General features: G+C 70.9%; 23 protein-coding genes. 12 read left to right on the top strand and 11 right to left on the bottom strand.

Going from position 1 to position 23619, the window contains the following annotated elements; genetic code table 11:
• Positions 1 to 110 precede the first annotated feature (110 nt).
• A complete protein-coding gene (locus tag ACZ7OI_RS38010) occupies positions 111 to 677 on the top strand; it encodes a hypothetical protein (RefSeq protein WP_470268952.1) in 567 nt (188 codons plus the stop codon).
• Positions 678 to 956: 279 nt separating this feature from the next.
• On the opposite strand, the gene ACZ7OI_RS38005 is transcribed toward ACZ7OI_RS38010, so the two are convergent.
• Complete coding sequence (locus tag ACZ7OI_RS38005) at positions 957 to 1199, bottom strand: hypothetical protein (RefSeq protein ID WP_470268951.1); 243 nt, start codon at positions 1197 to 1199, stop codon at positions 957 to 959.
• Between the two features lie 86 nt (positions 1200 to 1285).
• Entirely contained in the window at positions 1286 to 1651 is a 366-nt protein-coding gene (locus ACZ7OI_RS38000) for a hypothetical protein (RefSeq protein ID WP_470268950.1), read from the bottom strand.
• Positions 1652 to 1962: 311 nt separating this feature from the next.
• Between ACZ7OI_RS38000 and ACZ7OI_RS37995 the strand changes: the two genes are divergently transcribed.
• The 8 genes from ACZ7OI_RS37995 to ACZ7OI_RS37960 all read left to right on the top strand — a co-directional run bounded on the left by ACZ7OI_RS37995 (position 1963) and on the right by ACZ7OI_RS37960 (position 9774).
• The gene (locus ACZ7OI_RS37995; protein WP_470268949.1) at positions 1963 to 2331 is read left to right on the top strand and encodes a hypothetical protein; all 369 of its coding nucleotides are present in this window, start codon (positions 1963 to 1965) and stop codon (positions 2329 to 2331) included.
• Positions 2328 to 3560, top strand: a complete 1233-nt coding sequence (locus ACZ7OI_RS37990; protein ID WP_470268948.1) for a hypothetical protein — start codon at positions 2328 to 2330, stop codon at positions 3558 to 3560. The genes ACZ7OI_RS37995 and ACZ7OI_RS37990 overlap by 4 nt, the downstream gene beginning before the upstream one ends.
• A gap of 131 nt (positions 3561 to 3691) precedes the next feature.
• On the top strand, positions 3692 to 4687 hold the full coding sequence (locus ACZ7OI_RS37985; protein WP_470268947.1) for a hypothetical protein: 996 nt from the start codon (positions 3692 to 3694) through the stop codon (positions 4685 to 4687).
• Positions 4688 to 5423: 736 nt separating this feature from the next.
• The gene (locus tag ACZ7OI_RS37980; RefSeq protein WP_470268946.1) at positions 5424 to 5936 is read left to right on the top strand and encodes a hypothetical protein; all 513 of its coding nucleotides are present in this window, start codon (positions 5424 to 5426) and stop codon (positions 5934 to 5936) included.
• A gap of 180 nt (positions 5937 to 6116) precedes the next feature.
• Entirely contained in the window at positions 6117 to 6701 is a 585-nt protein-coding gene (locus ACZ7OI_RS37975) for a hypothetical protein (protein WP_470268945.1), read from the top strand.
• Between the two features lie 895 nt (positions 6702 to 7596).
• On the top strand, positions 7597 to 8391 hold the full coding sequence (locus ACZ7OI_RS37970) for a hypothetical protein (protein WP_470268944.1): 795 nt from the start codon (positions 7597 to 7599) through the stop codon (positions 8389 to 8391).
• 348 nt (positions 8392 to 8739) lie between these two features.
• A complete protein-coding gene (locus tag ACZ7OI_RS37965) occupies positions 8740 to 9294 on the top strand; it encodes a hypothetical protein (RefSeq protein WP_470268943.1) in 555 nt (184 codons plus the stop codon).
• 3 nt (positions 9295 to 9297) lie between these two features.
• Entirely contained in the window at positions 9298 to 9774 is a 477-nt protein-coding gene (locus ACZ7OI_RS37960) for a hypothetical protein (RefSeq protein ID WP_470268942.1), read from the top strand.
• A gap of 1119 nt (positions 9775 to 10893) precedes the next feature.
• Here ACZ7OI_RS37960 and ACZ7OI_RS37955 read toward each other — a convergent pair.
• From ACZ7OI_RS37955 to ACZ7OI_RS37930, 6 genes are all read right to left on the bottom strand, one after another.
• The gene (locus ACZ7OI_RS37955; RefSeq protein ID WP_470268941.1) at positions 10894 to 11664 is read right to left on the bottom strand and encodes a hypothetical protein; all 771 of its coding nucleotides are present in this window, start codon (positions 11662 to 11664) and stop codon (positions 10894 to 10896) included.
• A gap of 432 nt (positions 11665 to 12096) precedes the next feature.
• Positions 12097 to 12642: a hypothetical protein gene (locus tag ACZ7OI_RS37950; RefSeq protein ID WP_470268940.1), complete on the bottom strand. Its 546-nt coding sequence runs from the start codon at positions 12640 to 12642 to the stop codon at positions 12097 to 12099.
• A gap of 100 nt (positions 12643 to 12742) precedes the next feature.
• Positions 12743 to 13066, bottom strand: coding sequence for a hypothetical protein (locus ACZ7OI_RS37945; RefSeq protein ID WP_470268939.1), 324 nt, complete (start codon positions 13064 to 13066; stop codon positions 12743 to 12745).
• Positions 13063 to 13818, bottom strand: a complete 756-nt coding sequence (locus ACZ7OI_RS37940) for a hypothetical protein (RefSeq protein ID WP_470268938.1) — start codon at positions 13816 to 13818, stop codon at positions 13063 to 13065. The genes ACZ7OI_RS37945 and ACZ7OI_RS37940 overlap by 4 nt, the downstream gene beginning before the upstream one ends.
• 100 nt (positions 13819 to 13918) lie before the next feature.
• Positions 13919 to 14665, bottom strand: coding sequence for a hypothetical protein (locus ACZ7OI_RS37935; protein ID WP_470268937.1), 747 nt, complete (start codon positions 14663 to 14665; stop codon positions 13919 to 13921).
• 411 nt (positions 14666 to 15076) lie between these two features.
• Positions 15077 to 15577: a hypothetical protein gene (locus ACZ7OI_RS37930; protein WP_470268936.1), complete on the bottom strand. Its 501-nt coding sequence runs from the start codon at positions 15575 to 15577 to the stop codon at positions 15077 to 15079.
• A gap of 256 nt (positions 15578 to 15833) precedes the next feature.
• Here ACZ7OI_RS37930 and ACZ7OI_RS37925 point away from each other — a divergent pair, with 256 nt between their 5' ends.
• Positions 15834 to 16610 (top strand): hypothetical protein, encoded by a 777-nt coding sequence (locus ACZ7OI_RS37925; RefSeq protein ID WP_470268935.1) that lies wholly within the window; start codon positions 15834 to 15836, stop codon positions 16608 to 16610.
• A gap of 241 nt (positions 16611 to 16851) precedes the next feature.
• Here ACZ7OI_RS37925 and ACZ7OI_RS37920 read toward each other — a convergent pair whose 3' ends face one another.
• Both ACZ7OI_RS37920 and ACZ7OI_RS37915 read right to left on the bottom strand, forming a co-directional pair.
• Complete coding sequence (locus ACZ7OI_RS37920) at positions 16852 to 17679, bottom strand: DUF6551 family protein (RefSeq protein WP_470268934.1); 828 nt, start codon at positions 17677 to 17679, stop codon at positions 16852 to 16854.
• Between the two features lie 4 nt (positions 17680 to 17683).
• A complete protein-coding gene (locus tag ACZ7OI_RS37915; RefSeq protein WP_470268933.1) occupies positions 17684 to 18202 on the bottom strand; it encodes a hypothetical protein in 519 nt (172 codons plus the stop codon).
• Between the two features lie 521 nt (positions 18203 to 18723).
• Here ACZ7OI_RS37915 and ACZ7OI_RS37910 point away from each other — a divergent pair.
• Complete coding sequence (locus ACZ7OI_RS37910) at positions 18724 to 20919, top strand: hypothetical protein (protein ID WP_470268932.1); 2196 nt, start codon at positions 18724 to 18726, stop codon at positions 20917 to 20919.
• Position 20920: 1 nt separating this feature from the next.
• A complete protein-coding gene (locus ACZ7OI_RS37905) occupies positions 20921 to 21616 on the top strand; it encodes a hypothetical protein (protein WP_470268931.1) in 696 nt (231 codons plus the stop codon).
• A 101-nt stretch (positions 21617 to 21717) separates the two neighbouring features.
• On the opposite strand, the gene ACZ7OI_RS37900 is transcribed toward ACZ7OI_RS37905, so the two are convergent.
• A complete protein-coding gene (locus ACZ7OI_RS37900) occupies positions 21718 to 23592 on the bottom strand; it encodes a helix-turn-helix transcriptional regulator (protein WP_470268930.1) in 1875 nt (624 codons plus the stop codon).
• Positions 23593 to 23619 lie beyond the last annotated feature (27 nt).

Here is a 23619-nt window from a genome sequence, read left to right as displayed (position 1 = left end):
CACCAGTGAACTCTCAGAACGTCCCCGCCGGTATCGCCTGACCAGGCACTCCACCCCTACTTTGCGGCTCGGGCCAGCTTCGGGAGTCCTGGGCCGTCTACGGACAGGAGTTGACCCAACAGCGCTACGAGGCCGAACGCCCGCGACCCGGCACGCTGCAAGCACTTGTGCACTGCGGATCCGGCGGCGCCTCGCTGACCGAACTGCTCACCGGATGGGACGATCTGAAGAACCGCTATGTCACCTTCGCCGACTACTTCACCTCGATCAGCACCACTCCTCTGCCCGTGACCTCCCGGTTCATCGCGCTGATCGCCGCGCTGGAGAGCTTCCACGGTGTCGATGACCCCGGCACCACCGAATATGCTCTGTGGCAACAACTCCAAGCCCTCGCCGACCGATTGCCCGACGAGATCCGAGGACCGATCGAGAATGCGGTGAACCCGCTTCCCGAGTTGCTACAGGGGATTCTTCAGCAGCCGATGAATGTCTGGCACATCATGGGCAAAGCGCGCAACAACCTCGCTCACGGCAACATTCGCCAGACCGACGAGCAACTGATGATGCTGACCCGCCTCGGACATACCCTCGCTGTCGCGCTGGTACTGCACACCTTCGGCGTTCCCCCCGCTCGCCTGGCAACCGCGATCGATCGCGGCGACTGGCCTTTGCTGTGACAGTTCGCCGCCGGGATCGCCTGGGCGATGCGGAGGCAGAAGCAGGGACGCAGCGCCGAGGACGCCGCCCAGCGCACCGCGATCGGGGGATCTGTGGGCCCTGGCCCGGAAAGTCCCGACCCGGAAACCGTTTCACGACCCCGAAACCGGGGAGGCAGCGCCTCGGCGTCGCACCCAGCTGATTCGACGTTCGTTACCTCTGCCAGTTCGCCGGGCGGTCGTTGCGGAGAGCGTGAACCCCGGTCGGCTGCCGCTTTCGCGACGTCTTCGATCGCGGGTTCACCGGTCATCGTCGATCGGCCCTTCGCTCAGTGCGCGCTGCTCGTCGCGGATGATCAGCTGTTCGAGTGCCTGGGCAAGCCGTTCGGCGTTGTCGAGGCTGTGCTGCCAGTGCGCCGCGTCGTCGGGGAAGCGCTCGAGCGCCGGAAGCACGGTGCCCGTGATCAGACGGCGAATCCTGGTGAGTTCGCCGGTGATCTGCGCGCGGTCCTGCGCGGTGAGCCTGCCGTCCGCGGTCGGCACGGCCTCAAGCCTGCGCGCTCGCGACGCGGTCGGCAAGAGACGACGTCCCGAAACCCGCCGCGCCGGATGTCCGATTGCCGAGAACCCTAGGCTGGCTTCTCCTGGTCAACAGGGGTGTCCAGGTGGTTTTCGGGGGCGTGGAGGGATCGGATCAGCGACGGGGGCCGCCAGTACACGTGCCGGTTCCGGCGCTCGGGGTCGGGGCGGACCGCGTCGGCCGGCCAGTTGCACCAGCGGGCCCGGCCGGGGCCGGCGTCCCAGTCGTCGGGGTCGACGACTGGGACCGACATCCAGCAGGTCGAGCCGAACGCGCTGGCGACGTCATAGCGGGGCGGAGCGAGCGCGAGCATGGTGAGCCATCGGCCGCCCGCGTCCCGGCACTGGACGAGGTCGCCGATCGTCACATCCGGCGGACCGGACTCGGCTGTCGGTATCAGCTTCACACGCCGCATGGAGAACCTCGCTCTCGCAGGACTCGCTCCATTGTCACTCGCCTGCCTGCAGCCGGGTCGTCATGCGGGCAGCGAGTTCGTCGGCACCGGGCCAGGGCGCGCGGCGGGCGTCGATGGTCGCGCGGCTGTGCGGGCAGCCCGATCTGCTGGTGGCGGTGTTCGGTGTCCCGTTCCACGCCTCCCGCCGGTTTGAAGATCAACTCTTATTCGATAACACAGGTTATCGAAAACGTCTTGTGCCATCTGGTTGAAGTTAGAAAACTCTGACTTAAAGTCATAGTTTTCTAACTTAGTCCTGTACAATGATGATCATGACGACGATTCCCTCCGGGCCCGGTCGCGGGCCGCAACGGCCCAGGTCGGCGGAAGACTGGCGGCTGGCGCTGCTGGCATCGCTGGACAAGCAGGGCGAGAACGACGAGCAGGACGAGGCCTGGCGCGCCCACCGCGCGGGCGAGGCGGTGCCGCTGCGGTTGCTGCCGAAGAACGGCGAGCGGTGCTCCGCCGAGACGCTCTCCCCGGCCGGGTGCGGGTACGAGCTCCTCGTCGACGGCACGTGCCCGAACGCCCCCGAGCACCTCGACCGGCTTCTCGCCGACGGCACGATCACCCCGGACGACCTCGACAACGCCGGCGGCGGCGCCGAGGACGGCGACGGCTGCGAGGATCACCGGCCATGACCGACGTGTCCCCGGAGCCGGACGAGGCCCGCGACCCGGCTCCGGGCGGCGGGGGAGTCGTGGCCGAGCGTCCCCCGACCCCGCCCGCCTTCCGCCGCGGCGACCCACGGCGGGAGGCGGCCGCCGACCCGGAGCGGTGCGAGTTCTGCCAGCGTCACCCGCGCAAACCGGCCAGCCGGGGCGGCGGGCCGCGCCCGAAGCACTGCGATCACGTCTGGGGCCAGGACTACCGCGGCAAGGACGTCACCTGCGCCCGGCTCGACGACGCCCTCGACCTGTGGCTGGCCGCCTACGGCGGCACCGGCCCGCTGTCCCGGCTCGACGTCGGCGCCCAGGCCCGCCACCTCGCCGACCTGCGCGCCGCGTCCGAAGCCCTGGTCGCGGCGCTCGACCCGGTGCGCGGCGACCTCGACCAGCTCGACGAGCGGCTGACCGGCGAGGTCGCCCAGGCGCTGGTCCGCGCAGAGGAGGCCGCCGCCGACGCCGACCTCGCCCGCGGGGAGGCCCGCGCCGCCGAAGCCGACCGCGACGCCGCGCTCGCCGCCAAGCAGGCCGCCGTCGACGACGCCGCCGAAGCCCGCCGCCGCGAAGGCTCCGCCCTGGTCGAACGCGACCAGGCGGAGGCCGCGCGAAAGACCGCCGAAACCAGGGAGAAGGACGCCAACACCCGCGCCGGGGCCTCCCTCGACGCCGCGAAGCACGCTCAGGAATCGCTGTCGGCCGCCAACGCGCGCATCGCCGAGCAGGCCGAGAAGATCGGCCAGCTCTCCGCCGCCAACGCGCAGCTCACCGCCCGCGCGCAGCAACTCGACGCCGACGTCCAGGCGGCGCGCGACCAGTTGCAGCAGCAAGCCGCCGATGCCGCGGCCGAGCTAGAGCAGGAGCGCACCGCCGCGGCGGCCGAATTGGCGAGCCAACGGACCCAGGCCGACGCCGTACTGCGCGAGCAGCGGACGACCTTCGAACAGCAGCGCGAGAACGCGGCCGAGCGGATCGCCGACCTCACCGGCCAGGTCTCCGCGCTCACCGCCCACGCCGAAGACGCCAAGGCAGCCGCCGAGCGGAACCAGGCAGCCGCCGACGGCCTGCAGCGCCTGCGCCGGAACCTCCTCCTCGTCCTCGCCGAGATCGGTCCGGACACCGACACGGCGCACGTGAAGGACCGGCTCGCCCGGATCGCCGCCGACGACACCGCGACCGGCGCCGAGCAGGAACCCGGCGAGTCGTAACACCCGGCCCGGAGAAAGCAGTCCCGCGTTCCGTGCGCTCGCGCCCCCACCCGGAGAACCCACGCCAGGGAACCCGGGTCGGGAACAAAACGCACGGGCACCCGCCATTCCAGACGACAAGGAACCTCACGATGAGCGCGATCAGTTTCCACACGGAGCACGCGGACGCAGTCTCCGTCCAGGGCTCCGAGCGGCCCCACGGCCACCGCCTGGCCGTCGACACCGCGATGCGAGTCCTCGGAGCCACCAACGCCGCCGCGGTGACCGGGCTGATCCGGCGAGGCGTGCTGCCCCGCGACGCGACCGATTTCGCCAGGACCGGCGACACCCCGGTGGAGGCGCTGCGGAGATGGATGACCGGCATTGCCTTCGACGCCGAGGTGCAGATCGGCGGCCAGTCCGTCCCGGTCACGCACGCGGTGCTGAACACCGCGGCCGTCGAAGGCCCCGACATCGTGGCGTTCCTCGCCCGCCTGCACGGGTCTGTCGACCATCGTCTCTGGATCGCCGCAGAGCATGTCGGCTGGTTCGCCGCGCTGCTCGCCGAAGGACGTGCCGCAGGAGTACTGCGCGACGGAATGGGCTGGGAGAACGTCATCACCCGCCTCACCACGGCCGACGGTCCCGTCGTCATCACCAGCAGCCAGGGCCTCGGATTCCCCGACGACTCCGACGACGATCTCGACGACGACATCGACGAGGCCCGTCCGCAGGAGGACCCCGCAGGCGCGTGGCGCGACTCGCTGCGCCGGATCCAGGAGCAAGGCTGGTGGCTCCAACTGACTCCCGACAACCTCCGCCACCCCGCCTACGAACCGCTCGCCACGTTCCAGGCCCTGCTCGCGGAACGCACCGCCACCGCTGACCGGCACGACCCCGGCACGGTCGACTGGGTACAGAAGCTGCGACAGCGCATCCTCTACCCGGCCAACCTCACTCCCTACGAACTCGCGGTCGCGATGGAGGGCACGCCCCTGTCTTCCATGCGTCGGCTCTACGCGCTCGCGGACGTGCTCGGCGTCGATCCGGGCGATCTCGCCATGGACCTCAAAAAGCAGCACGGCGAAGCTGGATCGGAAGAAGTGCTCAAGAGGATGGAAGAGCTGGCAGCCGGCGCTGTCCGCTAGCGGTCGGGCGCCGCTCTCGGCGGTGGCGGCCCGGAACTCCCGAAGCTGACCCGAGCCGCGAAGTAGGGGCGACGTGCCTGGTCAGGGGATACCGGCGGGGCGGCGGTGGGAGTTCTCCCGGTCAGCTGGTGCTCTCCGAATGTTCCGGCAGGCTGTCGGCACATCGCGGGGACGGTCTAGTTCACCCACTCGCCGGCCACTCGCGCCTGCCGGAGCAGGTCGCTGGCTGGATGGGCGCGGATCTCGGCTCTCATCTCGGCATCGGTGGCTGCCCTTGAGGTGAAAGGACATCCGCGCACATGGCTCATCGGGAGCACGCACTCGGAAGGCGAGCACACCCGAAGCACGGGCTGGCAGTTCGGCGTGGCGGGCATGCTTTGGCTCCCGTCGGCGGGTGGGCGGCGTGGTCAGACAGCGGATTTGCCGAGCTGTCAGCATCCTCTCCCGCGCGGCGGGACACCAGCCCGGCGGCGTTGTTCAAACACGGCCAGCCGTTTGAGTCGGCCGGTGAAACCCATCGCGGCCGTCCCTGACCAGGCAACAAGCTCCTACTTTGCGGTTCGGGGGCCGTCGCAGCCGGACGTCGCGCCGCGGCGCTCCGATTCTTCGATCGGTGCCCTTCGCTCGACCGGGCCCACGCTTCAGGAGCGCACGGAATCGCCACCCCGGAACCCCCGGCGGGACCCCACGAACCTCGCGACGGTCTCCCGGAAACTTTCAACTGGAGAGGAACACGATGAACGATATCGACACGCTAATCGGCCGGCACGCCATGCTGCATGCGGTCGGGAGTGCGGTGCTGGCGGACGCCGAGGGAGCCGCGCCCGCGGCGCTCGCCGAGCGCGCGGCCCGCGAGTGGCGCCGGGCGGATCCCGAACTCAAGCGGAACACGATTACCACCCTCATCAGGTGCCTGTCGTGGGCGGCGCACGCCGCATCGACGCCTGTGGGCCAGGAGGCCGAGCCTGTGCGGGAATCCGTGCTCCTGCGCGCGCTGGACGGGCTCCCGCCGTTCACGCCGCGCGCCGCCCAGATGCTCGCGCTTGCAGCGACGGCCCCGGACACCGACGCGGCATTCCGGCAAGCGACCGCGCTCGTCGAATCGGGAACCATGGACTTCGTGCAGCAGTTCGAAGCAGCGTTCGAGGCCACGGTGACGCTGATCCGGGTGGCCGCTGACACGCACGCCGACGCGGGACTGGCCGGGTTGTGCGTCCTGCTCGGCCAGATGTCCGTCTCCGTCACCTGACTGTCCTGCCGCCGCGATCTCCTCGGCGCTCCCCGGCTCCGCTGCTGCTCGTCTTGGGGCGGGGGCCGCCGCCCCTCGGCTTGGCCTTCCGCGACCCGTGCACGCCCCATCGAGGGCAAGATCCGCGAATCCCGCCGCCGCAAGAAACCCCGTGCCGATTCCCCTGAACGGAGATCCGCGATGAGCGACCAGTCCGCACCGCCGCCGGGTGACGCCGCGCGATCCCGCTCCGAACTCGTCGCCGCCCTGCCGACCGTGCGCCGGTTGATCAAGCAACTGGAGGAGTCGGTCATGCCCGCTCTGGTGACCGCGTGCACAGCACCCGAAGCCCAGGCCGTTTCCCAGGCCGTCACGGCAATCGCATGGATCACCGACGCTCTGGACGCCGCCGACCGCGCCGAGCGGATCGAACGGCTGACCGAGGTCGCGCACCGGGCCGACTACGTCACCCGCGCGACACAGCAGCGGCTGGCCGAGTTGCAGAGCATCGCCGCGCTGGCCGCCGACGAACTGGACCGCCGCGCGACCAGCGTCGACACCGCGGCGATCATCGACCGTGCCCGCCTGGACGTCGGCCTGCCCAGCGGGGACAGCACCACGGTCACTCTGACCGTGGACAGCGACGGGCACGTCGTCTGGGAGACGCCCGCCCTGGACCTCGCGCCGGTCGACGGGACGACCCAGCTCGCGGTGACCACCGCATTGGCCCAGCTCGGCGAGACGCTGACCAAGGCGCTGCCCGGATCCGTCTTTGCCCGACAGTGACCCGGGGTTCCTGCGGTCCGCGTCCGTGGTGCGGCCTGTTCAGCTCCGCGAGGTTCTGTTGGCCCCCGGTGACCGTTCCTCGTGGCACCCCAGGGACAGCACGCCAGCCCGCCCGCGTGCTTCTGCCGACGCGACGTGCAAACGGGCGGTTTCGCGGCAACGCCCGGCCGGGTTTCATCCGATCAGGGGGTGGGCCGGCCGGGTCGATCTGGACCGGAACGGTCCGGCCAAGTCGATTCCCGCGCCAGTGCGAGGCGGGGGTAGTCGTGTTTTAACGAGGCCCTCTCGCGCGGTTGATTCCGTTGCGCGAAATGTTCCGTCGGTGCGAGAGGGCCCCGCTGCCCCTTGACAGGCGTGATCACCTCACCCAGACCGATGCGCGGAAAGCAAGCGGAGAAAGGGGCTTCCGCGACGGAGCCAGTCACCGACAACGGCTCTCGAAAGCGTCCCGGATCTGTCCGCTTGGGTTTTCTGCCGCGCAGGCAAAGCCAGCAGGACGCCGGTTCTCGCGCTCGCCGAACCTCTGGGCGGACATGCCTGGACCGCCGGGCGGAATGGAACCGGGCCCGGCACGAGTCGATTCCAGTGCCCGCCTGCACGTTCTTTCGAATGGACGGCAGAGCCCGCGTATCCGGTGAATCGTGGCCACGGTTTCAGCTGCCGCGGCGGTGGCCACGATTCCGCAGCGGCGTCGGGCCATGCTGCGGGCGGGGAATGTAACGCAGGGCTTGGCATTTCCGACCCAGAGCCGACTGTGCCGAAGATCGGGGAGGGACCGATGCGCGATCCCGCCGGGAAAAGCCCGGATGCGACTGCTGCCGCCGGCGGTGGCCGAGCCGGCAGGTCCGTCCCTGGGCGAGCGGCCCGACGGCGGCCGACGGTCCGCGAATTCGTCGTGACGTACCTCGCCGGGCTGCCGTTCAGGACCTGGGCACCCACCGCGGTGCTCTGGGCCGCTCCGCTCAGTTCCGCAGAATCCCGGTATCTCGCGGACAACGGGATTGCGGAGCACCCCCGGTATCTGATCAAGCGCGCAGTGCTCCGGCAGAATTTCAGCGCAATCTCCGCCGTGTTCGCGACCGTGGTTGTTTCGATCGCGCTGGTGTTCCGCGAGACGTCGCTGGGCCTTGCAGCACGAGCGCCCTCGTTCGTCGCCGGCCTGCTCGTCGGTTTCGTTCTTTCCCTGCTGTTCGTTCTGCGGCCCGGGTCGCGGCGCACGCGGCTGCTGGCGTCGGTCGGGCGGGCCGCACGCCTGGTCCTGCTGATTGATCCCCGCGCTGCGCCGCCGTCGCCGTTCGGCCGCGCCGTCCAGCCGTACCTCGCCGATCCCGGGTTCCGCCGCCGCCGGGTGGCGGGAGTGGCGTGGGCGCTCACCCGCGACACCGCCCGCCTCGCCGGATCGGGCCCGTCGGCGGGGAGGACGGCGGGGGAGGTGCTGCTGTGGTTCGCCGAGAGCCCGGGCGATCCTCGCCGCCGCCCCGTTCTCGGCGCCTGCCTGGCCGAGCTGGCGACTGCGGCCGCGACCGGCGCGGCCATTCCCGCCGCTGATTTTCCTCCTGCCGCCCGGTTCCGGACCCGGTCTCCGCGAGGACCGCTGCTGCGCCGGCTGCGCACCCTCGGCAGCGGCGCCCTGACGACCGGGATCATCGTCGCGGTCGTCGCGGCGGTGCTGCGGATATGGATCAAGTGAGCGGCCGGACACGGGGGTGCCCGGTCACGCGGGCTCCGGCGGAGTGCGTACAGGTCCGGACGGCCGCGAATGCGTCGTGCCCGTCCGAACTCGGCTTCGCGGTGCCTGGCGGCGGCCCGGCGGCGCGATGCGGGCGGGGTCGAGGGAAGGTCCGCTCCTGGGCTCGGGCTGAGCTTCGGAAGGGAGCAGTCGCGGAACGCAGAGAACGGCGGGACGGCAGGATGGGCGGTGCCCGACAGGGGAAGCGACGGCACTGCGACAGGCGTTCGCCGCCTCCGCCCCGACAGCCTGGCACGACCGCTTCGCGGCCGAACGCTCGACCGACGACTGGCCCGCGAGGAGAACGTGATGGACGCACCTGACGCCGAGGACTTGCCACGGACGGCGGATGAGGAGACAACCGGCCAACCGGTCGCGAGGACCGCCGCGAGCGGCGAGCCCGTCCGCGCGCGCGACGTCTACACGGTCGTGCACGACGGCGAGCACAACAACGAGATGCGGACGGACTTCGTGTTCATCCAGCCCGATCATCTCTGGCGCGCGGGCTGCCTGCCCGACCCGGGACCGTTGGTCAAATTGGTCCGCGACGACGACACCGGCCTGCCCTGGGATCCGGTGTGGGCGACCGCGCCCGGGCTGCTGGGCGTGTGCGCGCACCCCGTCCCCGGCGAGCCCCGCTTCGTGCGGGGCTCGCAGCTGCGGGAAGCGGCGGCGAACATCGTCCGCCAGATGAGCAACGGGCGCTCCGGCACGTCCGCCACCGTGTCGGTGCCGTCCGGATACGCGGTGCACATCGTGCGGCCCGAACTGATCTGGGGCACCGCCCGCGAGCGCCGGCAGGTCGCGCTGGCGCTCGGCTCCGTTCCGGACGCAGCCCGGTCCGCCGAGTCCGGAAGGGCCTGAACCGTGGACCTGCTCGGCGCCTTCCGCGAGATGACCGCCGCCCTGGACCAGGCCGAGGCCAATCCCGCCTCGCCGTTCGCACGGCGCCGCGCGGACCGTGAGATGTCCCGTTGGCTGGCGGAATTGCATGCGGCGGCCGCAGCTCCGGCCGGGCTGGGAGACCAGGTCGTCGCGGCGCACGCGACCGTGTTCACGGCCGAGCTGACGGCCGGCGAGCGGGCGCTTGAAGCAGGCCGGACGGGCGAGGCGGCCGCACACTGGCGCGTGGCGGCGGGCCTGGACGACCCCGTGTTCGACGAGGAGTCGGGCGAGAAACCGGTGGTGCTGCGCCTGATCGAGCTCTACCTGCGAATGCGCAAGCCGGTCCTGGCGCTGGCCTGGTGCGCGATCGCCGCCGACGCCGGCGCGCCCGTAGATCAGGTCCAGCCGCTGACGAACCGCGCATTGGAAATCCTCGCCGCCGGTCAGGGAGACGGCTGATTCGGCCACGGCAACATACGCGCGCAGTGCGCCAACACCGGCGCTGCGTCCCTGTGCCCGAACCGGGTGCGTGCGGACGCCGCCCGGTCGGGCATCATCACCAGGCCTGGACAGACCAGGCGGGTGGGGTCCCGGCGATTCCCCTGCCGGGACAACGCGGGGCCAGGAACCCAACCGCCTGGCCCCGCGCCCAGCCCGTGCACCGATCGTCCCGAGGAAACCTCCGCATCCGTCGCCCCAGCCGCCGAGCAGCCGCCCCGCGGTCTTGACGTGGCCGCCAACGCGGACACTCTGCAGACCTTGAACGTCGTCGTCACGGGGAAGGCGTCACCCTGGACGACGCCGTTTGCCGCCTGACCCGCATCGGCAATCTCATCTACCTGGCCGTCACTGAGGACAGGGCGGAAGTTCTGCTGGCTGCAAAGGACTACCGGAAGCAGGTCGTCGTCCTCTAGACCCAAGCCGGACCGCGCACAGCGGCGGCGCGCGGACGAACACGGGCACCGCCGACGACCCTTCCCTTCCGAGATTCGGAAGGGAAGCAGGCCGCCGCAACTTCCCCTGCAACGAAAAGAACCTCGGCGCACGCCGAGGTTCTTCAATGGAGTCCGACGCCGGAAAGCGATGCTGACTGCGTCAGCCACGCCGCTCAAGGCAGACCCTCAATGGAGTCCGACGTCGGAAGACACGACCATACCCCAGAAGTTGTCAGGAAGGACAGGCTGCCCGGCAGCGAATGCGAGAACCGGCGGGCGGAACGAAACCGGGCCCCGAGACCGATCGGTCTCGGGGCCTGGCTGCACGTCGTGTCGACGCAGCGCTTCACAGGAAACGCAGATGCGTTGCGATCCTCAGCGCCTGAAGGCGCTGCATAAACGGGCGCGGGTCAATCGCTGTTCCATCCCCCCGGCTCCCCACGGGAACGGGCTGTGGCCGACGATCCGGTCGGTCGGGTGCGCGATCTTCTGTGCCGGGCCAGCACCGTCGCGCACGGCGCGGCAGTTCGGCGCTCACTTGGCGAGCCACCGGCGAACGCGACCGCACACCGCAGCCCTGGCCGCCCGCCAGCGCCTGCACATCGTTCGGACGGCCAGGTTGCTGGCGGCTAGGACGGAGGCGTTAGCGCAACGTCAGCGCGTGCCAGGCGTCGTCGCCGTGGCACTCGATGACCTGTCCGCTCAACAGTGTCAACCGGACGCCGGGGTAGCGGCGGTGGTTCAGCGGGAGCCCGCCGACTTGGACGATCCGCGTGGCTCGATCGTGCGGTCCGGTGCCTGGCCGCACCGGGACCCAGTCGCCTGGGCGGAGCGCCGACGCCGTCGTCGCGGTGCTGGCCACGACGACAGCGGCCGGGTACCGGCCGCGGCTGACGGACTCGCCGATCAGACTCCCGACCAGCGCGAAGGCGATCGCGGCGAGGAGGACGCCGCCGCCGTGCAGGACGACGCCGCCCAGCATGGCACCGGCGAGGAAGCCGAGCGCTAGGCCCGCGATGCCGAGCCCGCTCATCGAGATGCCGCTGTGCTGGGCGACCACGCTGAGACGGACGGTGCCATCGCCGCGGTCGCCGGGCATGCCAGGCGGAATCTGCACCTGCTCCGAGTGGTCCTCTACCGGCGCGACGGGCAAGTGTTCGCTGCCCAGCGCCACGACCACCTGGTCGTTCGTGATCGGCTGGGTCTCGGCGCAGATCGCGCACTGCCAGCGGATCCCGTCAGGGGAATCGGGGTTGGTCAGGGCGACCATCAGGCCGTGGCCGGACTGGCGGCACAGCATGCGCTCGCCGTCCGGGACGTCCTTACGGCGGTTCCACTCGTTGAGCGCGCCGACGGTCGTCATGGCCGGCGCCGGGTCAGGCACGCGGTGTCGTCGTTCGTCCATCGTGGACATTGCTTCCCCCTGCCCCCTGGTCTGGCCTCGGTCTTCACGCTACGTCGTGGGCCGAGGTGAGGCGAGCGACTGCAGCGCGCAGGCCGGTCAGGATCCGCTCCGGGAACTCCGGGGAGGCGAGAGGCTCCAACGGGGCCTGGTGAGTCGCTGCGCGAGACCGCGCGATCGACGGAGTTCCCTTGGGCGACGGCGAGCGAGGCCTCGTATCCCAGGCTGATCACAAACCCTTTCAGCCGGGGGAAGTCGTCGGCGAAGAACGCGTCGAAGCTGCTTCCAGGCATCGGGACGTCCCCCTTCCTCTGAGTCGATCTCAGCAGTCGGAGCTGCTCTTACGACTGGTAGAGGGGCGAGAGGCCCGGGGCGTGCAAGGAGAATTCAAGATTTTTCGGGACCCCGCCGCGGTGCACGACGCCGCTGCCGCGGCGGTGTCGGTCATTCCGGCGCGGCTGGGAAGGGCACGACGCCGGGCACCTCGGCGTCGGCGAGGGCGTCCAGCCACGCGAGCGTGCGCGGCCAGCCGCGGCCAGTCTCGGCGACGAGCCGGTCGTAGCAGTCCCGGTCGGGGCCGGCGTTCACGCTGAGCAGCGCGAACGCCCGGTCGCGCCACGGGGAACCGGCGCGTTCGGGGTAGGAGACGCCGTGCTGCCTGGCCAGCGAGGCCAGGCCGGGGCCGAGCGCGTAGCGGCGCTGGTCGCCGAGCTGGTCGAGGTAGCGCAGGACCGTCACGGCTTCGCCGAGGTCGGAAAGGTCGCGGTCGTAGCTCAGGTCGCCGGTCGGGGCGGCCGGGAACCGGGCGGCGCGGCGGGCGACCTCGGCGCGCATCTCCTCCAGCAGCGGGCCGTCGGTCCATTCCAGCCGCCACCCGCCGAACACGCCGCGCCGCGGCTGTCCGGACCAGCGCAGTTCGCACCAGCGCAGCCCGAGGCCATTCTTCACTGCCCAGGCGAGCTGGTGGCCTTGGCTGGTCCGGGCGCTCACCGCGCTTCCCCCGGCGCCGGGGGAGCGGCCTGGCCGCGCTGCTCGGCGGGGACGCCCAGCGCCCGCATCGTGGTGTCCTCGGCGGACGACTCGCGGATGATCACGACCTGTTTCTCCCTGCCTGGAAAGGGAATACTCGCGCGCCGCCGGACTGGTTCGCGCTGCCGGGCTGGCCCGCGCCGTCGAGCGAGTCGGCGCGATTCATGCGGTCAGCGGCAGGCCTGCCGATCCCGAGGCGTTCGGCAAGCTCGTCGAGTTCCGCGTCGACGGCCGCGAGCCGCTCCGGATCCGACACCAGCTCCTGGTAGGCGGCCAGGGTCTGCTTCACCTGTCGCCGGACGGTGAACTCGTCGCTGGGGGAGGGCAGCGGTCCGGCTGCCAGCCACCTCTCGAGCGGGTCCTCGCCGGTGTCGCCGGCGGTCACGCTCCGGTCCCTTCCGCGACGCCGGCTCGGGCGAGCACGGCGCGCAACCCGGCGATCCGGCGCTGAACCGCCTCGACCATGTCGGCCACGTCGTGCCCGGCTTCGCCCAACTGCCGCCACAGCACGAGCTCGCGTTCGGCGAGCGGCAGCACCAGCGACGCCGGGGGATCGAGGTGCTCGTCCGACAGCGCATGTCGGCGGGCCTGCAGCCGCATCAGCTCCGCCTGCGGGTGCAGTCGCGCGAGCCCGTCGGACACCGCCCGCCCGGCGGGGAGGTATTCGGCGGGCTCGCGGTGGCGCTCGACCCACGCGTCGAGCCGCGGGCCCCATTCGTCCGGGTCGTGCGCGGCCGAGTCCAGCCGCAGCCACCGCGTCCCGTTTGCCTGGACGCCTTCCGGCTCGGCCAGGTCTGCCAGGAACCGGGCGACATCCTCCTCGTGCTTGTTCTGCGCGTCTTGCGGCGCGGCGCCCAGGCCGTCGCCGATCTCCTCCCAGCTCGCGCCGCCGACCTTCGCGAACACGACCATGCGTTCCAGCACCTCCTTCGCGCGCGCGACCAGCCGGACCGCGTCCTCGACGTCGCCCGCGTCGACATCGGCCCCTCCGGCGGTGCGCAGGCGCCCCGGCCAGATCGGCACGAACGCACGCGCCGAGTCCGACAACTCCTGCGCCGCGGCCGCGAGCGCCATCCGCGCGCGGGTGGCGTCGGTGAAGGGGGCGTGCTCGTCCGGGACCGGCTCTTGCAACGGCATGCCTCAACAAGAGCATGACGGAACCGTGGTTGTCATGCCTTCCATGGCAACCACCCTTTCGCGCGGCCGAGCACTCCGCCGCCGCCATCGCGCGCTCTCGCTACAGGTCAGCAGCTCCCTCCGGCGACCGTTCCCGAAGCAGGCTGCGGACCTTGTCGGGACTCACGGCCCGGAGTTCGTCGATCCCGAACTGTGCCCGCAGTTGCTTGGGTGACCGGGCAGTGCGGCGGTCGCCGCTGCGGCAGTAGCCGGGTTCGCCTCCGTCTGCAGGGGAGGGTTCCCACGCCCAGGTTTCGCCGGTGGCCCGGTCGATCAGGACCGGATGGACACCGGACGCGGCGTCGGCTTTGGCGATCGCGCGCCGCACCCAAGACTGGTCCAGGTCCTTTGGCAGGTGAGGCTCGCCGTCGGCGTCGAACCCGAGCACATACGCGAACCACGCCGCGACGAGCAGGGTGAGCACGGGCGCGACGAGCAGCGTCTGCCACGGCAGCACGCCTGCGTAGCGGCCGAACTGCACCGTCAGCTGCCCGCCGACCGGGGCGACCAGCATCAGCAGCGTGATCGGGAACATGCAGCCGCCACCGCCGTCGGTCAGGCGGTCCATGAAGGCGAACGCCGCCGCGAACCCGACAGCCGCCAGGTGCACGACGGCAACAGCCTCCAACCAGCCCGGCGTCAAGCCGTAGAACAGCGGGTAGCGCGCCAGCACCGCCAGCACGGCCTGGACGTCGGCGAGCACCGCAATCCCCGCCCAGCCCTTCCACGCCGACCGCCTCCGCGAGGCAGCCCACACCGCCGCCTCTTCCTCCTCCGACACCGCCGACCCGTCGCAGAACGTCAGCACCCGTCCCCCTCCCCGCGAACTCCGCGCCCCCTGCGCGTCCTCCGAGGTTCATGGTGCCCGCGCTCGCGACCCGGGCGGTGCGGAGCCGCGCTCCGCGGCAGCCGGGCAGTCCTTCCTGCGCCGCGGACGAGATCGGCGGCTCCGGCAGCGGCTCCCGTGTTTCATGCTGTCCGCGCTCGGCGTGATCTTGGTGGTCGCGCGGCCGGATTCGGCTGGGTCCTCGGCGAACGGGCGGCCGTTGAGGGAGGGGACGCGTCCGAAGCGCTTGCCCTGCAACGGCGCGAGCGGAGCGCTCGCGCGCTCGACGACCTCCGGGACGGGACCCGCAGGACACGGCTGAGCGTCGTCCGGCGCCGCGCTGCCGGATGCCGCTGGCGTCGGCGCGGGACAGGGGCTGGCCAGCGCCCGGATCTACGCGTCGGCGTCGGGTGCTGCCCCGGGGCGCAGCGCCTCCAGTTCCCTGCGCACGTCGTCGTCCAGGTCGTCGACGGTGGCGATGCCGAGGCTTCGCGCGTGTCGCTCGAGCGCGTCGAGCACCGCGTCGAGGCGTGCGTTGAGCCCGATGAGGTATGCGGCGGATTCCTCGGTGTGCTGCGGGGAAGGCTGCCAGGCGAAGTGCAGCAGCAGGAACCGGTGCGCGAGGAAATTGCGGGCGTCCACGAGTTCGCTGATCTCGGCGACGAGGCCGTCCGGCCAGTGGTCCTGGATCTTGAGGCTGCCCCACATCCGCCCCAGCTCGCCGTGGTCCCAGCCTTCGACCTTCCGGATCATCTGCTCGGCCGTGGTGGCGCGCTTGAACCTCCGCGTCGCGAACAGCCACAGCGACACCTCGAGCAGCTGCATCTGGTGCATCGCCTCGCCGTAGCCGACGTACACGAGCGACGGGTGGTCTTCGGCGTTCTCGACGGTCATGACCGCCTCCTCTCGCCCAGGATCCGGCCAGTCTCCCGCAAGCTCCGTCGCCTCCGCTCGGCGTCCGACCACGCACGCGGTCATGCACCGCGCGCGTGCTCTGACCCCGCTCGCGCGCACTACCGCCGAACAGGTGACCGCAACAGTCCGCCTGGATTACAGTCGCAGTCATGGGCGGAGTGCGGAGAGTGATAACGGGACGTCAGAGGCGGTACGCAACCTCCGCTCGCCGCCAGGTGCGACAGGGAGGCTCCGCATGACGTCACCGCAGCCCGGCAACCGACCCGGACCGCAGGGCCAGCCGCCCGGAGACAGCCAAGACGCACAGGCCTACCGCGCGATCGCGAGCCGGATGCCGAAGACCGCGGACGAGGCCAACGACCAAGCCCACGAGTCCTTCATCGCCGCGAACATGGCCGTCAGGGCCGCACGTCGCTGCGTCTTCCGGGCGCGCAAACGCAGGAAACTGATGGACTTCGCCGGCCGCGCGTTCGACGGAGGGACCTGGCTCCTGCTCGAAGAACGACGGCTCCGGTCGGCCGAGCAGGAGCCTGCCCCGGTGAGCACCGGCGGCAAGGACGGCGAGCGGGCGTCGGCGGCCGAACGTGTCCAGGCGTACCGCGCGTTCCTCCAGGCGGTCCGGGAATGGCGGATCAAGCTCGACGCGCTGTTCAACCGGGTGAGCCGCGGAGACCTGAAGGCGAACATGGGCTCGCTCGCCCTCAGCCAGGAAGAGGACGAGAAGAACCGCGCCGAGATGCGGCACGCCCACGACGCCGTCGTCGCCGCGCTGAGCAACGTCGAATTTCTCGGAACCGCGCGGGCGGTCCAGATCGGGCGCGGCCTGCACAAAGAGCTGTACCGCTCCTGCGGAATCCTCTTCGACCGCACGGAACCGGAGATGCCGCTGTGGCAACGCAAGGACATCGTCAAAGCCCTTGACCTCGCGCCCTTGATCGCCGAGATCCGGCAGGACTTCGGTGCCGACGTGCTCGACGCCCGACACGGCGAACCCGCCTGGTTCGCGAGCTGACCGCGGCTGGACCCGGCAACAGCGGTGCCACGGCCGCTCGCGCAGGGCTTCCCGGGCCCGGCAGCAGGCGACCGGATTCAGGTTCAGCGAACCGGGAGTCAGGTAGCCGAGCCGCGGCGTCGCCTGGAGCGAGTCGGCGTCACCTTCGCCGAGCCAGGACAGCGCCGATCATGGGCAGACCCTCAGCATCGCGTTCGTGAGAACCGCATCAGGTTCGCCCGGTCCGCATCAGTTCCGACGGTTAAAGCGGCCGGAGGGCCGCGGGCAGCTTGCGACCGCCTTTGCCTTTGTTGTACATGTCGAAAAGTTCGCCCATGAGGACCTTCCGGAGAGTCTTGGACGTGCCGGCGGCGATGCCGCGGGCTCCCGACAGCCACCCGCTCGGACCGTTTTTCGTGTAGGCCGCAAGATTCGCTGCCAGCCTGTCGACGTCGAGCTGAAGATCGACGCCGTTCTTGGCTTCGTGCTTGTCGACGTGTACGAAGAACTGGCTGACCGCAGCGAGGATGTTCTGGTCCACCGTCTTCGGGTCGTCGTTGCCCCAAGCCTGCGTGACGACGTAGATGGTGTTGTGCAGCAACGTGGGGCCGTACTCGGGTTCGTCGCCCGCTCCGTGCTTGTAGATCGTCTGCAGAGCGGCGACGGAACTGATCTGGTGCTTGGCTTTTCCGATCGTCCAGCCGTTGTCGTCCGCGATCTTCCTGATGCCCAGCGCGACGGGATCTCCCTGGGTGATGCGGATGTAGAAGAGGTCGATCTTGTTGGCGGGCTTGTTGTTGTTGAACTGCCGGAACAACGCGGCTTCCTCGCCGATGCTCAGGCCGGTGTGCACATGGCAGTCCAGCGGATACTCCGGTGCCTCTTTCTCCTGCACGACGGTCCACCGGTGCCATCCGTCCAGGATCACGAGGGTGCCGTCGGCGCGCTCGGAGACCTGGAGCGTCTGCAGCGCTCCGCGGTTGTAGTTCTCGCGGATCTCGGTCAGCGTGCTCTCGTTGAGCTGGTGGCGTTGGACCCGGCTGTCGACCCCGAGCTGGTTGGCCGGGACGCGTTTGCGACGGACTGCCATGGAACTACGTGCCTCCTTGTGAACGGGAAAGATGATCGGCCATGGCCTTCAGGTTCAAGCCCGCCGCGCGCAGTTGGACGATGCAGTCGGCGACGTCTTTCGGGCTCATCCCGGACGTGCTGACGGGGACGTTCAGTCGCACCGCTTTCGCTGTCGTCTGCGCGAATCCGTTGCTGCGCAGAGCGAAGTCGTACACATCGCGCAGCTGGACCTTCTTCGGCAGGTTCTGCCGATCGGCGTCCGCGAGGTTGCGACGGATTTGGCCGTAGGCGGCTGACACCGTGGTCCGCCTGGCGTCGATGTCTCTGACGAGATCGGCTGCGTTCTCGTCGCCTGCTTCCGCAGCCTCGTACACGACCTTGAGGCGGGTCCATTCCCACGTTTCGATCCCGAACTTTTCGCGCAGCAATTCGCCGACGGATGTGCCGCCCCTGCCCTGGGCCGCCTTCTGCCGCATGACCGACAGATAACCTTCGTAGATTTTGCTGGCGGGTGCCGTAAACGCGTGCAGACCGTCCTCCAACCCCCGGTAGGCCTCGGCAGAACAGGGAGCCTAGCGGACAGCTTCGCGAACGCGCGTGCGGACACACTCGCCGTCCGGCCCGCCAACAGGGCAAACAGATTCTCAGCCATGTCGTGCCCGGCCCGGTCAGCCAATATCCCGCAGTGCGGTGGCGCGACTCCGGCGCCGCCTTCGCTGCCAGAGGTGGCGATGCGCGCGAGGCTGGAGCCGGACGGCGGCGCGAGTGCGCGCTGTGCGCGCGCAGTCCCGCCGCCGCGGCTTGTGAACGAGGCAGGGGAGAGGCTGCCCGCCCACGAGGCAGCAACCCGCGGCGACACACCCGAATCCGCGCCCTGCACGCCCCAAGATTTCTGGCACCCTGGCCGGATCGAGGCCGTCGACGACCGGACACTCGACAGGCTAGAGCACAACGTGGCCTGACAGAATGTCGTGCATCGGCCCGGAATTGACCGAACGACGCCGCGCCGTTCGTCGCAGCCGCACCTGCGGATACGCCGTCGGCATATCGAAAGGCCCCGCCCGTGACTGTCGTGGACGGCAACCCGTACTCCGCCTACACCGAGCAGGCCGAGTACTACGAGGCTGCGTACGACGAACTGGAGCTGGTGTTCCCGCCGTTCACCGCCAGCCTGCTGGCCGCGACGGGTCGCCTGCTGGCGACGCTGGCCTACCGCGACGCACTGCACTACGGCGACCGACCTCTGCGTCGCGGGGCCAAGCGCGCCCGCCACACGGTGCTCGCGCTGCTGCCGACGGACTGCGACCGGCAGGACCAGCGGTTCCGGCTTGCCATGGCCGCGTGTTTCGACGCGCTGGCCGGCGATGTCGACGCCGGGCGGGCGCCGGTGCCGCGCTGCACAGGGGAACGGGTGGCGCTGGAGCTGATGCTCGACCTCGCGCCGCGGCTGCTGGCCGCCTCGGACGAAGAACTGCGCGGGCTGGGCATCCGGGTGCCCGGCGGCTACGACGAGCACGGCTACGACGCCCCGTTCTGGGAAGCGCTGTGGGGCGCATTCGTCACCGACGGCGCCGAGCACACTATTCCCGAGGCGCAGCCGACCGGGCAGGGCGAGGAATCGCCGCCATCGCCGCCGGGCGGATGGGCAGCCGTGCGCTACTGGTGGTCGCCGTTCTCCATCACCGCGCCCCGCGAACCCCTCCCGCATCCCCGCTGGGTCGACGCAGCGCTGGCTGACACCGGCGCTGCCGCGACGTACGTGCCTGCCGGAGCCGCCGACGCCGCCCGGCTGCTCGGCTTGGACGACCCGGTCGATCCGTGGGCCGCCTACACCGACGCCTACCACTCCGGCGACAACGGGCCGCTCGGCCAGTACCTGACCAGGCAGGGCGCACTGCTGCTCGCCGCGGCCGCCGAGGACCTGGCCGAACAGGGCCGCTACGAGCTGACCCAGCTCGGCGAGAACCCCTACGAACGCGGCGACGAGGACGAGGAGCTGCCCGGCGAGTCGTTCTTCGGCCTGCTGCCGCCGTTGTGCGACCGGCAGAACGCGGCCTGGCGGATGGCGATGGTGCGCGCCGTCCTCGACCTTCGGGACGACCTGCTCGCCGGCCGCGCTCCGCTGCCGCGCTGCACCGCCGAGGAAGTCGCGCTGCACCTGATCATGAACCATGCCAAGCATCTGCTCGACCTCCTCGACGACGAGGACTTCGCCGAGAGCCGGGGCCTGCCCGCCCGCGACGCCTACACCGCGCGGCACCGGCAGTTCGCGATGATGCGCGAGGTCTTCCAGCAGGACGAGGACTTTCTCTTTCTGTACGACCAGGACCTGGCCGACGTCGCCGGCGATCCCGACCATCTGGCCATGCGCTACCTGCAGACCGGGGACCTCCGCCCGCCGTCGTGGTGGTGGATCTTCGGCAACCTCGAGCCGCGCGCCGCGGCGCGCGGCTTCGACCCCGCCCTCCTGAACGGCCTCCGGCAGAACTCCCTGTTCTCCGCCCCGGACACGCCTCCGACCGATGGACGGGGGCCGCAGGAGCATGTCGGCGACCCGTCGCTGCCCGGCGTGCTGGCCCGCGAGTTCGAGCACTTCGTCGGTCTCGCGCAACGCCGGTTCTTCGACGTCTCCTGCGCGATCGCACAAGCCCGGTCGCTGGAACGACTGCTCACCGCCTTCCTCGCCGCCCCGGAACTGATCGTGGGCCGGGCCTGGACCCACCACAACGCCTTCTGCGGCCAGGACATGCTGATCGTCGACTTCGACTTCCGCATCGACGGCCTGGAGAGCGTGTGGCGGCTGCGCTCCGACATGGCCGACCGCGAAGCGCGGTCCTGGACCCGCGCGCTGATGCGGGACTGCGCGGCGAAAGTGGTCGCCCTTTACGCCGCCGGCGCGCCCGAACTGCTGCTGGACGTCACCGGCACGTCCATGCCGGTCGTCGACCCGGCGCTGCCCGCCGCCCTGGACGTGCGGGCGGAGGCCCTCGAATACGCCACGACGGTGGCGGGATTCCTGCGCCACCGCCGCGCCGCTACCGGCCTGTCCGCATCCGACGTCGCCGAGGCCGCGCTCCTGCCGCTTCCCGTCGTCACGAGCTGGGAACACGGAGCCGCCGCCGCGCCCTCGCAGCTGATCCGGTGCGCACCGGTGCTGCAGACGCCCGAAGAAACGCTGCTCGCGGCCGGGCACGGCATCCGGGACCCGATCTACTGGCCTCTCCCTACGCCGCCGCCCGCAGCGCTCGGACGGCGCTGACATGAGGAACCGTTTCCGGGACGGGATGTTCGTGACGCGCCTGCAGGAGCCGCCCGACTGGTCGATGCCGTGGGTGCCGCCGACCGGGCGCATCACGCGGAAAGCGCTGGCGGCGCTCGACCGGCCGATCCTGGCCTGGCAGGAAGACTTCGACTTCGACGCCGCCGACTACTACGCCCAGTTCCCGGCGAACGAGACGAGCCCGCTGGAACGGGAAGTCGCGAAACTCGGCGAGCGTCCCACGTGGCGGCTGGAACGCCTCTGGCAGCCGCACGAGGAATCCGGTCCCGAGGAGCTGGCCGCCTACGAAGCGGCGTGCCGCGACGTCGACGGCGTGCAGCTCGCGCCCCGCTGCCTGGACGACTTCGCCGAATGGGCCTGCTTGACCGCCGGCCTCGACGACTCCGACGAGGGCGACCCGTTCCCGATCGACCCGCGAGACCTGGACGAGGCGCTGGAATGGGCGGAGGCCGGGGTCTGCGTGCTGCAGGCCAGCCTGCCGTGGCCGTTCCTGGACTTCCTGCTCTACGGGCAGCTGGACAACCGGCCCGCGCACCGGCTCCTTTACACCTACGCCGACCTTCTCTCCCACAAGCACCCTCGCAAGGCGGCCCGGTGGTGGCGCGCGCTGGTGTTCCTCAACCCGCCCGACAACGTCGGCGCCCGCTTCCACGCCCCCCGAGGCCGACGCCGCTGACCGGCCCGACGCCGGCACGGGTATCGGCAACCTCCAGCGAGGCCGGCTGACGGAACTTCCGCCAGCCGGCCTCGCGGCCTACGTGGAACAGGTGAAGGCGTTCAGGCTCGGGCGTAGCGTTCGCGGATAGTGTCGACCGGCAGGCGCAGTTCGGTCATTTCCCGATGGCGGCTGGGGCGTTCGTCGAGGCCGAAGCAGACCTGGTTGTCGATCCACTCCGTCCAGGCGCGCGGCGGTCGCCGGTCGAGGTTGTCGGCGCGGACGAACGCCGAGGCGATGGCGGCGGCGAGAGCGCCGGGGCCGCCTCCGGAGTACCCGAACGACCATTGCGACTGCACTTTCGAGGGCACGCGGGGCAGGGGCGTGATCCGCTCGCCCGGGCCCCGGATGTAGGCGGGCCGGTCGCCGCGTCCGGCGTCGGCGACGATCGCGGCTCCGGCGGGGATGCCGTCGGCGGGCGGGCGCAGCGGCCAGTCGGTGATGTACCACTCGGACCAGGGGTCTTTCCGGTCGCCGGGGTGGTGGACGACGAGCGCGCCGCGGCTGTCGTAGCCGTAGCGCAACGGGTCCTCCCGGTCCTCGGTCCACACCTGGGCGGACAGCCTCCGGTAGGCGCGGGTGTCCTCGGGCGGCTCGTCCTGCCAGGCGATCGAGGCCAGGTAGGCGCGGTCGTGGTCGCCGCAGACCAGGAATTGTTCCGGGATGGTGTCCGGGTGGTCGTTCTCGGCGAAGTCGCGGTCGTAGGCCCCCAGGTAGAAGGCGAGCAGGCTGGCCGGTTCGGTCAGTGCGGCGTGCAGCGCGGGGTCGGGCCGGTCGGAGTACGGGTCGGACTCTTCGACCCACGCGCGCAGGCGTGCGAGCAGGGCTCGCAGGTCGCCGTGCTCGACCGGGTCCTGCGGGATGACGAATTCGTCCGGGTACCGGTCGAGGATCTGCTGGTCGGCCGGGTCCGGGCGCGGCAGGACGAGCCGCGCCGCCCAGGTGCCGGGCCAGTAGGGCACGGGCGCGTTGCGCGGCGTGTTCGGCCGCGTGCCGTCGTCGAAACCGGGCCGCTCGATGTCGAGGCGGGTCTGGATCTCGTCGGCCAGCAGCCGCACGGCCGCCTCCAGGTCGTCCTGCCGGGCGGGATCGGCGACGTCGGGGCGGATCCGCTGCAGGTGCGCGAGGGCGCGCATGAAGGGCTCGAAGTAGATGGTGTCGCGAGTGGCTTCGACGGTGCGCCGCCGCCGCTGCCATTCCTCGACGAACTGCGGCCGGTAGGCCGGGCCGGGGTAGGCCTCGACGGCGGCCCCGATCAGCTTTTCGACTTCGCCGAGCGTTCCGGGACGGCGCCAGCTTTGCGGCGGTGCCGGGGGCCGCACCGCGCGGGAGGCGAGCAGCCGGCGCAGGCGTCCGCGCTCGGCAGGTTCCTCGTCGTTGCCATCCCCGGCCAGGACGAGGTGCTGCACGTGCTGGTAGTGCATCGTGTGCTCCAGGCACGGCCGGTACAGGAACCAGGCGACCGCCGTGCCGGGAAGGCCCAGCAGCGCACTCGCCTCGCGCACGCACGCGTCGAGCCGGTCGGAGACGTCGACGCCGCCGTCGAGATTGCCGAGCAGCGCGACGGTGCGCTCGCCTTCGTCGGCAGTGCCTTGCCATGCGCGCAGGTGAAACGGGCGGGACTCGCCGTTTCCGAACACCGGCACGTCGACGATCTGGTCGCGGATCCGCCTCAGCGGGTGCGCCGCCGGGGACAGCAGGCCCGCGATCGGGCTTGTTTCCGTGCCCTCGCGCTGGGCTTTGACCGCGGCGACGTCGGCCCGGTTCCACGCTCCCACTCGCGCGCCGAAGTCTTCCGGTGCGGGCAGCAGCCCCTCGGCGGGCATTTGGCGCACCCGAGCGGGCGACACGCCCAGCAGCTCGGCCACCTGATTGGTCGACAGCAGATCCCCGGCCGGCTGCGTCATCCCGCACATCCTCTCGATAGACAAAGTCATTTGCGTAAACGCTAGCAGCTTGGATAT

This window comes from Amycolatopsis sp. NPDC114503 (genome assembly GCF_055633655.1).
Note: the sequence above shows the minus strand (reverse complement) of the source record. Positions and strands in the feature narration are given on the sequence as shown.

Coding starts and splice junctions, on each gene's coding strand:
- ACZ7OI_RS37940 (WP_470268938.1), bottom strand. CDS start 13,818: ATGCCGTTGCAAGAGCCGGTCCCGGACGAGCACGCCCCCTTCACCGAC.
- ACZ7OI_RS37990 (WP_470268948.1), top strand. CDS start 2,328: ATGACCGACGTGTCCCCGGAGCCGGACGAGGCCCGCGACCCGGCTCCG.
- ACZ7OI_RS37975 (WP_470268945.1), top strand. CDS start 6,117: ATGAGCGACCAGTCCGCACCGCCGCCGGGTGACGCCGCGCGATCCCGC.
- ACZ7OI_RS37920 (WP_470268934.1), bottom strand. CDS start 17,679: ATGGCAGTCCGTCGCAAACGCGTCCCGGCCAACCAGCTCGGGGTCGAC.
- ACZ7OI_RS37985 (WP_470268947.1), top strand. CDS start 3,692: ATGAGCGCGATCAGTTTCCACACGGAGCACGCGGACGCAGTCTCCGTC.
- ACZ7OI_RS37905 (WP_470268931.1), top strand. CDS start 20,921: ATGAGGAACCGTTTCCGGGACGGGATGTTCGTGACGCGCCTGCAGGAG.
- ACZ7OI_RS37965 (WP_470268943.1), top strand. CDS start 8,740: ATGGACGCACCTGACGCCGAGGACTTGCCACGGACGGCGGATGAGGAG.
- ACZ7OI_RS37980 (WP_470268946.1), top strand. CDS start 5,424: ATGAACGATATCGACACGCTAATCGGCCGGCACGCCATGCTGCATGCG.
- ACZ7OI_RS37930 (WP_470268936.1), bottom strand. CDS start 15,577: ATGACCGTCGAGAACGCCGAAGACCACCCGTCGCTCGTGTACGTCGGC.
- ACZ7OI_RS37995 (WP_470268949.1), top strand. CDS start 1,963: ATGACGACGATTCCCTCCGGGCCCGGTCGCGGGCCGCAACGGCCCAGG.
- ACZ7OI_RS37925 (WP_470268935.1), top strand. CDS start 15,834: ATGACGTCACCGCAGCCCGGCAACCGACCCGGACCGCAGGGCCAGCCG.
- ACZ7OI_RS37955 (WP_470268941.1), bottom strand. CDS start 11,664: ATGTCCACGATGGACGAACGACGACACCGCGTGCCTGACCCGGCGCCG.
- ACZ7OI_RS38000 (WP_470268950.1), bottom strand. CDS start 1,651: ATGCGGCGTGTGAAGCTGATACCGACAGCCGAGTCCGGTCCGCCGGAT.
- ACZ7OI_RS37900 (WP_470268930.1), bottom strand. CDS start 23,592: ATGACTTTGTCTATCGAGAGGATGTGCGGGATGACGCAGCCGGCCGGG.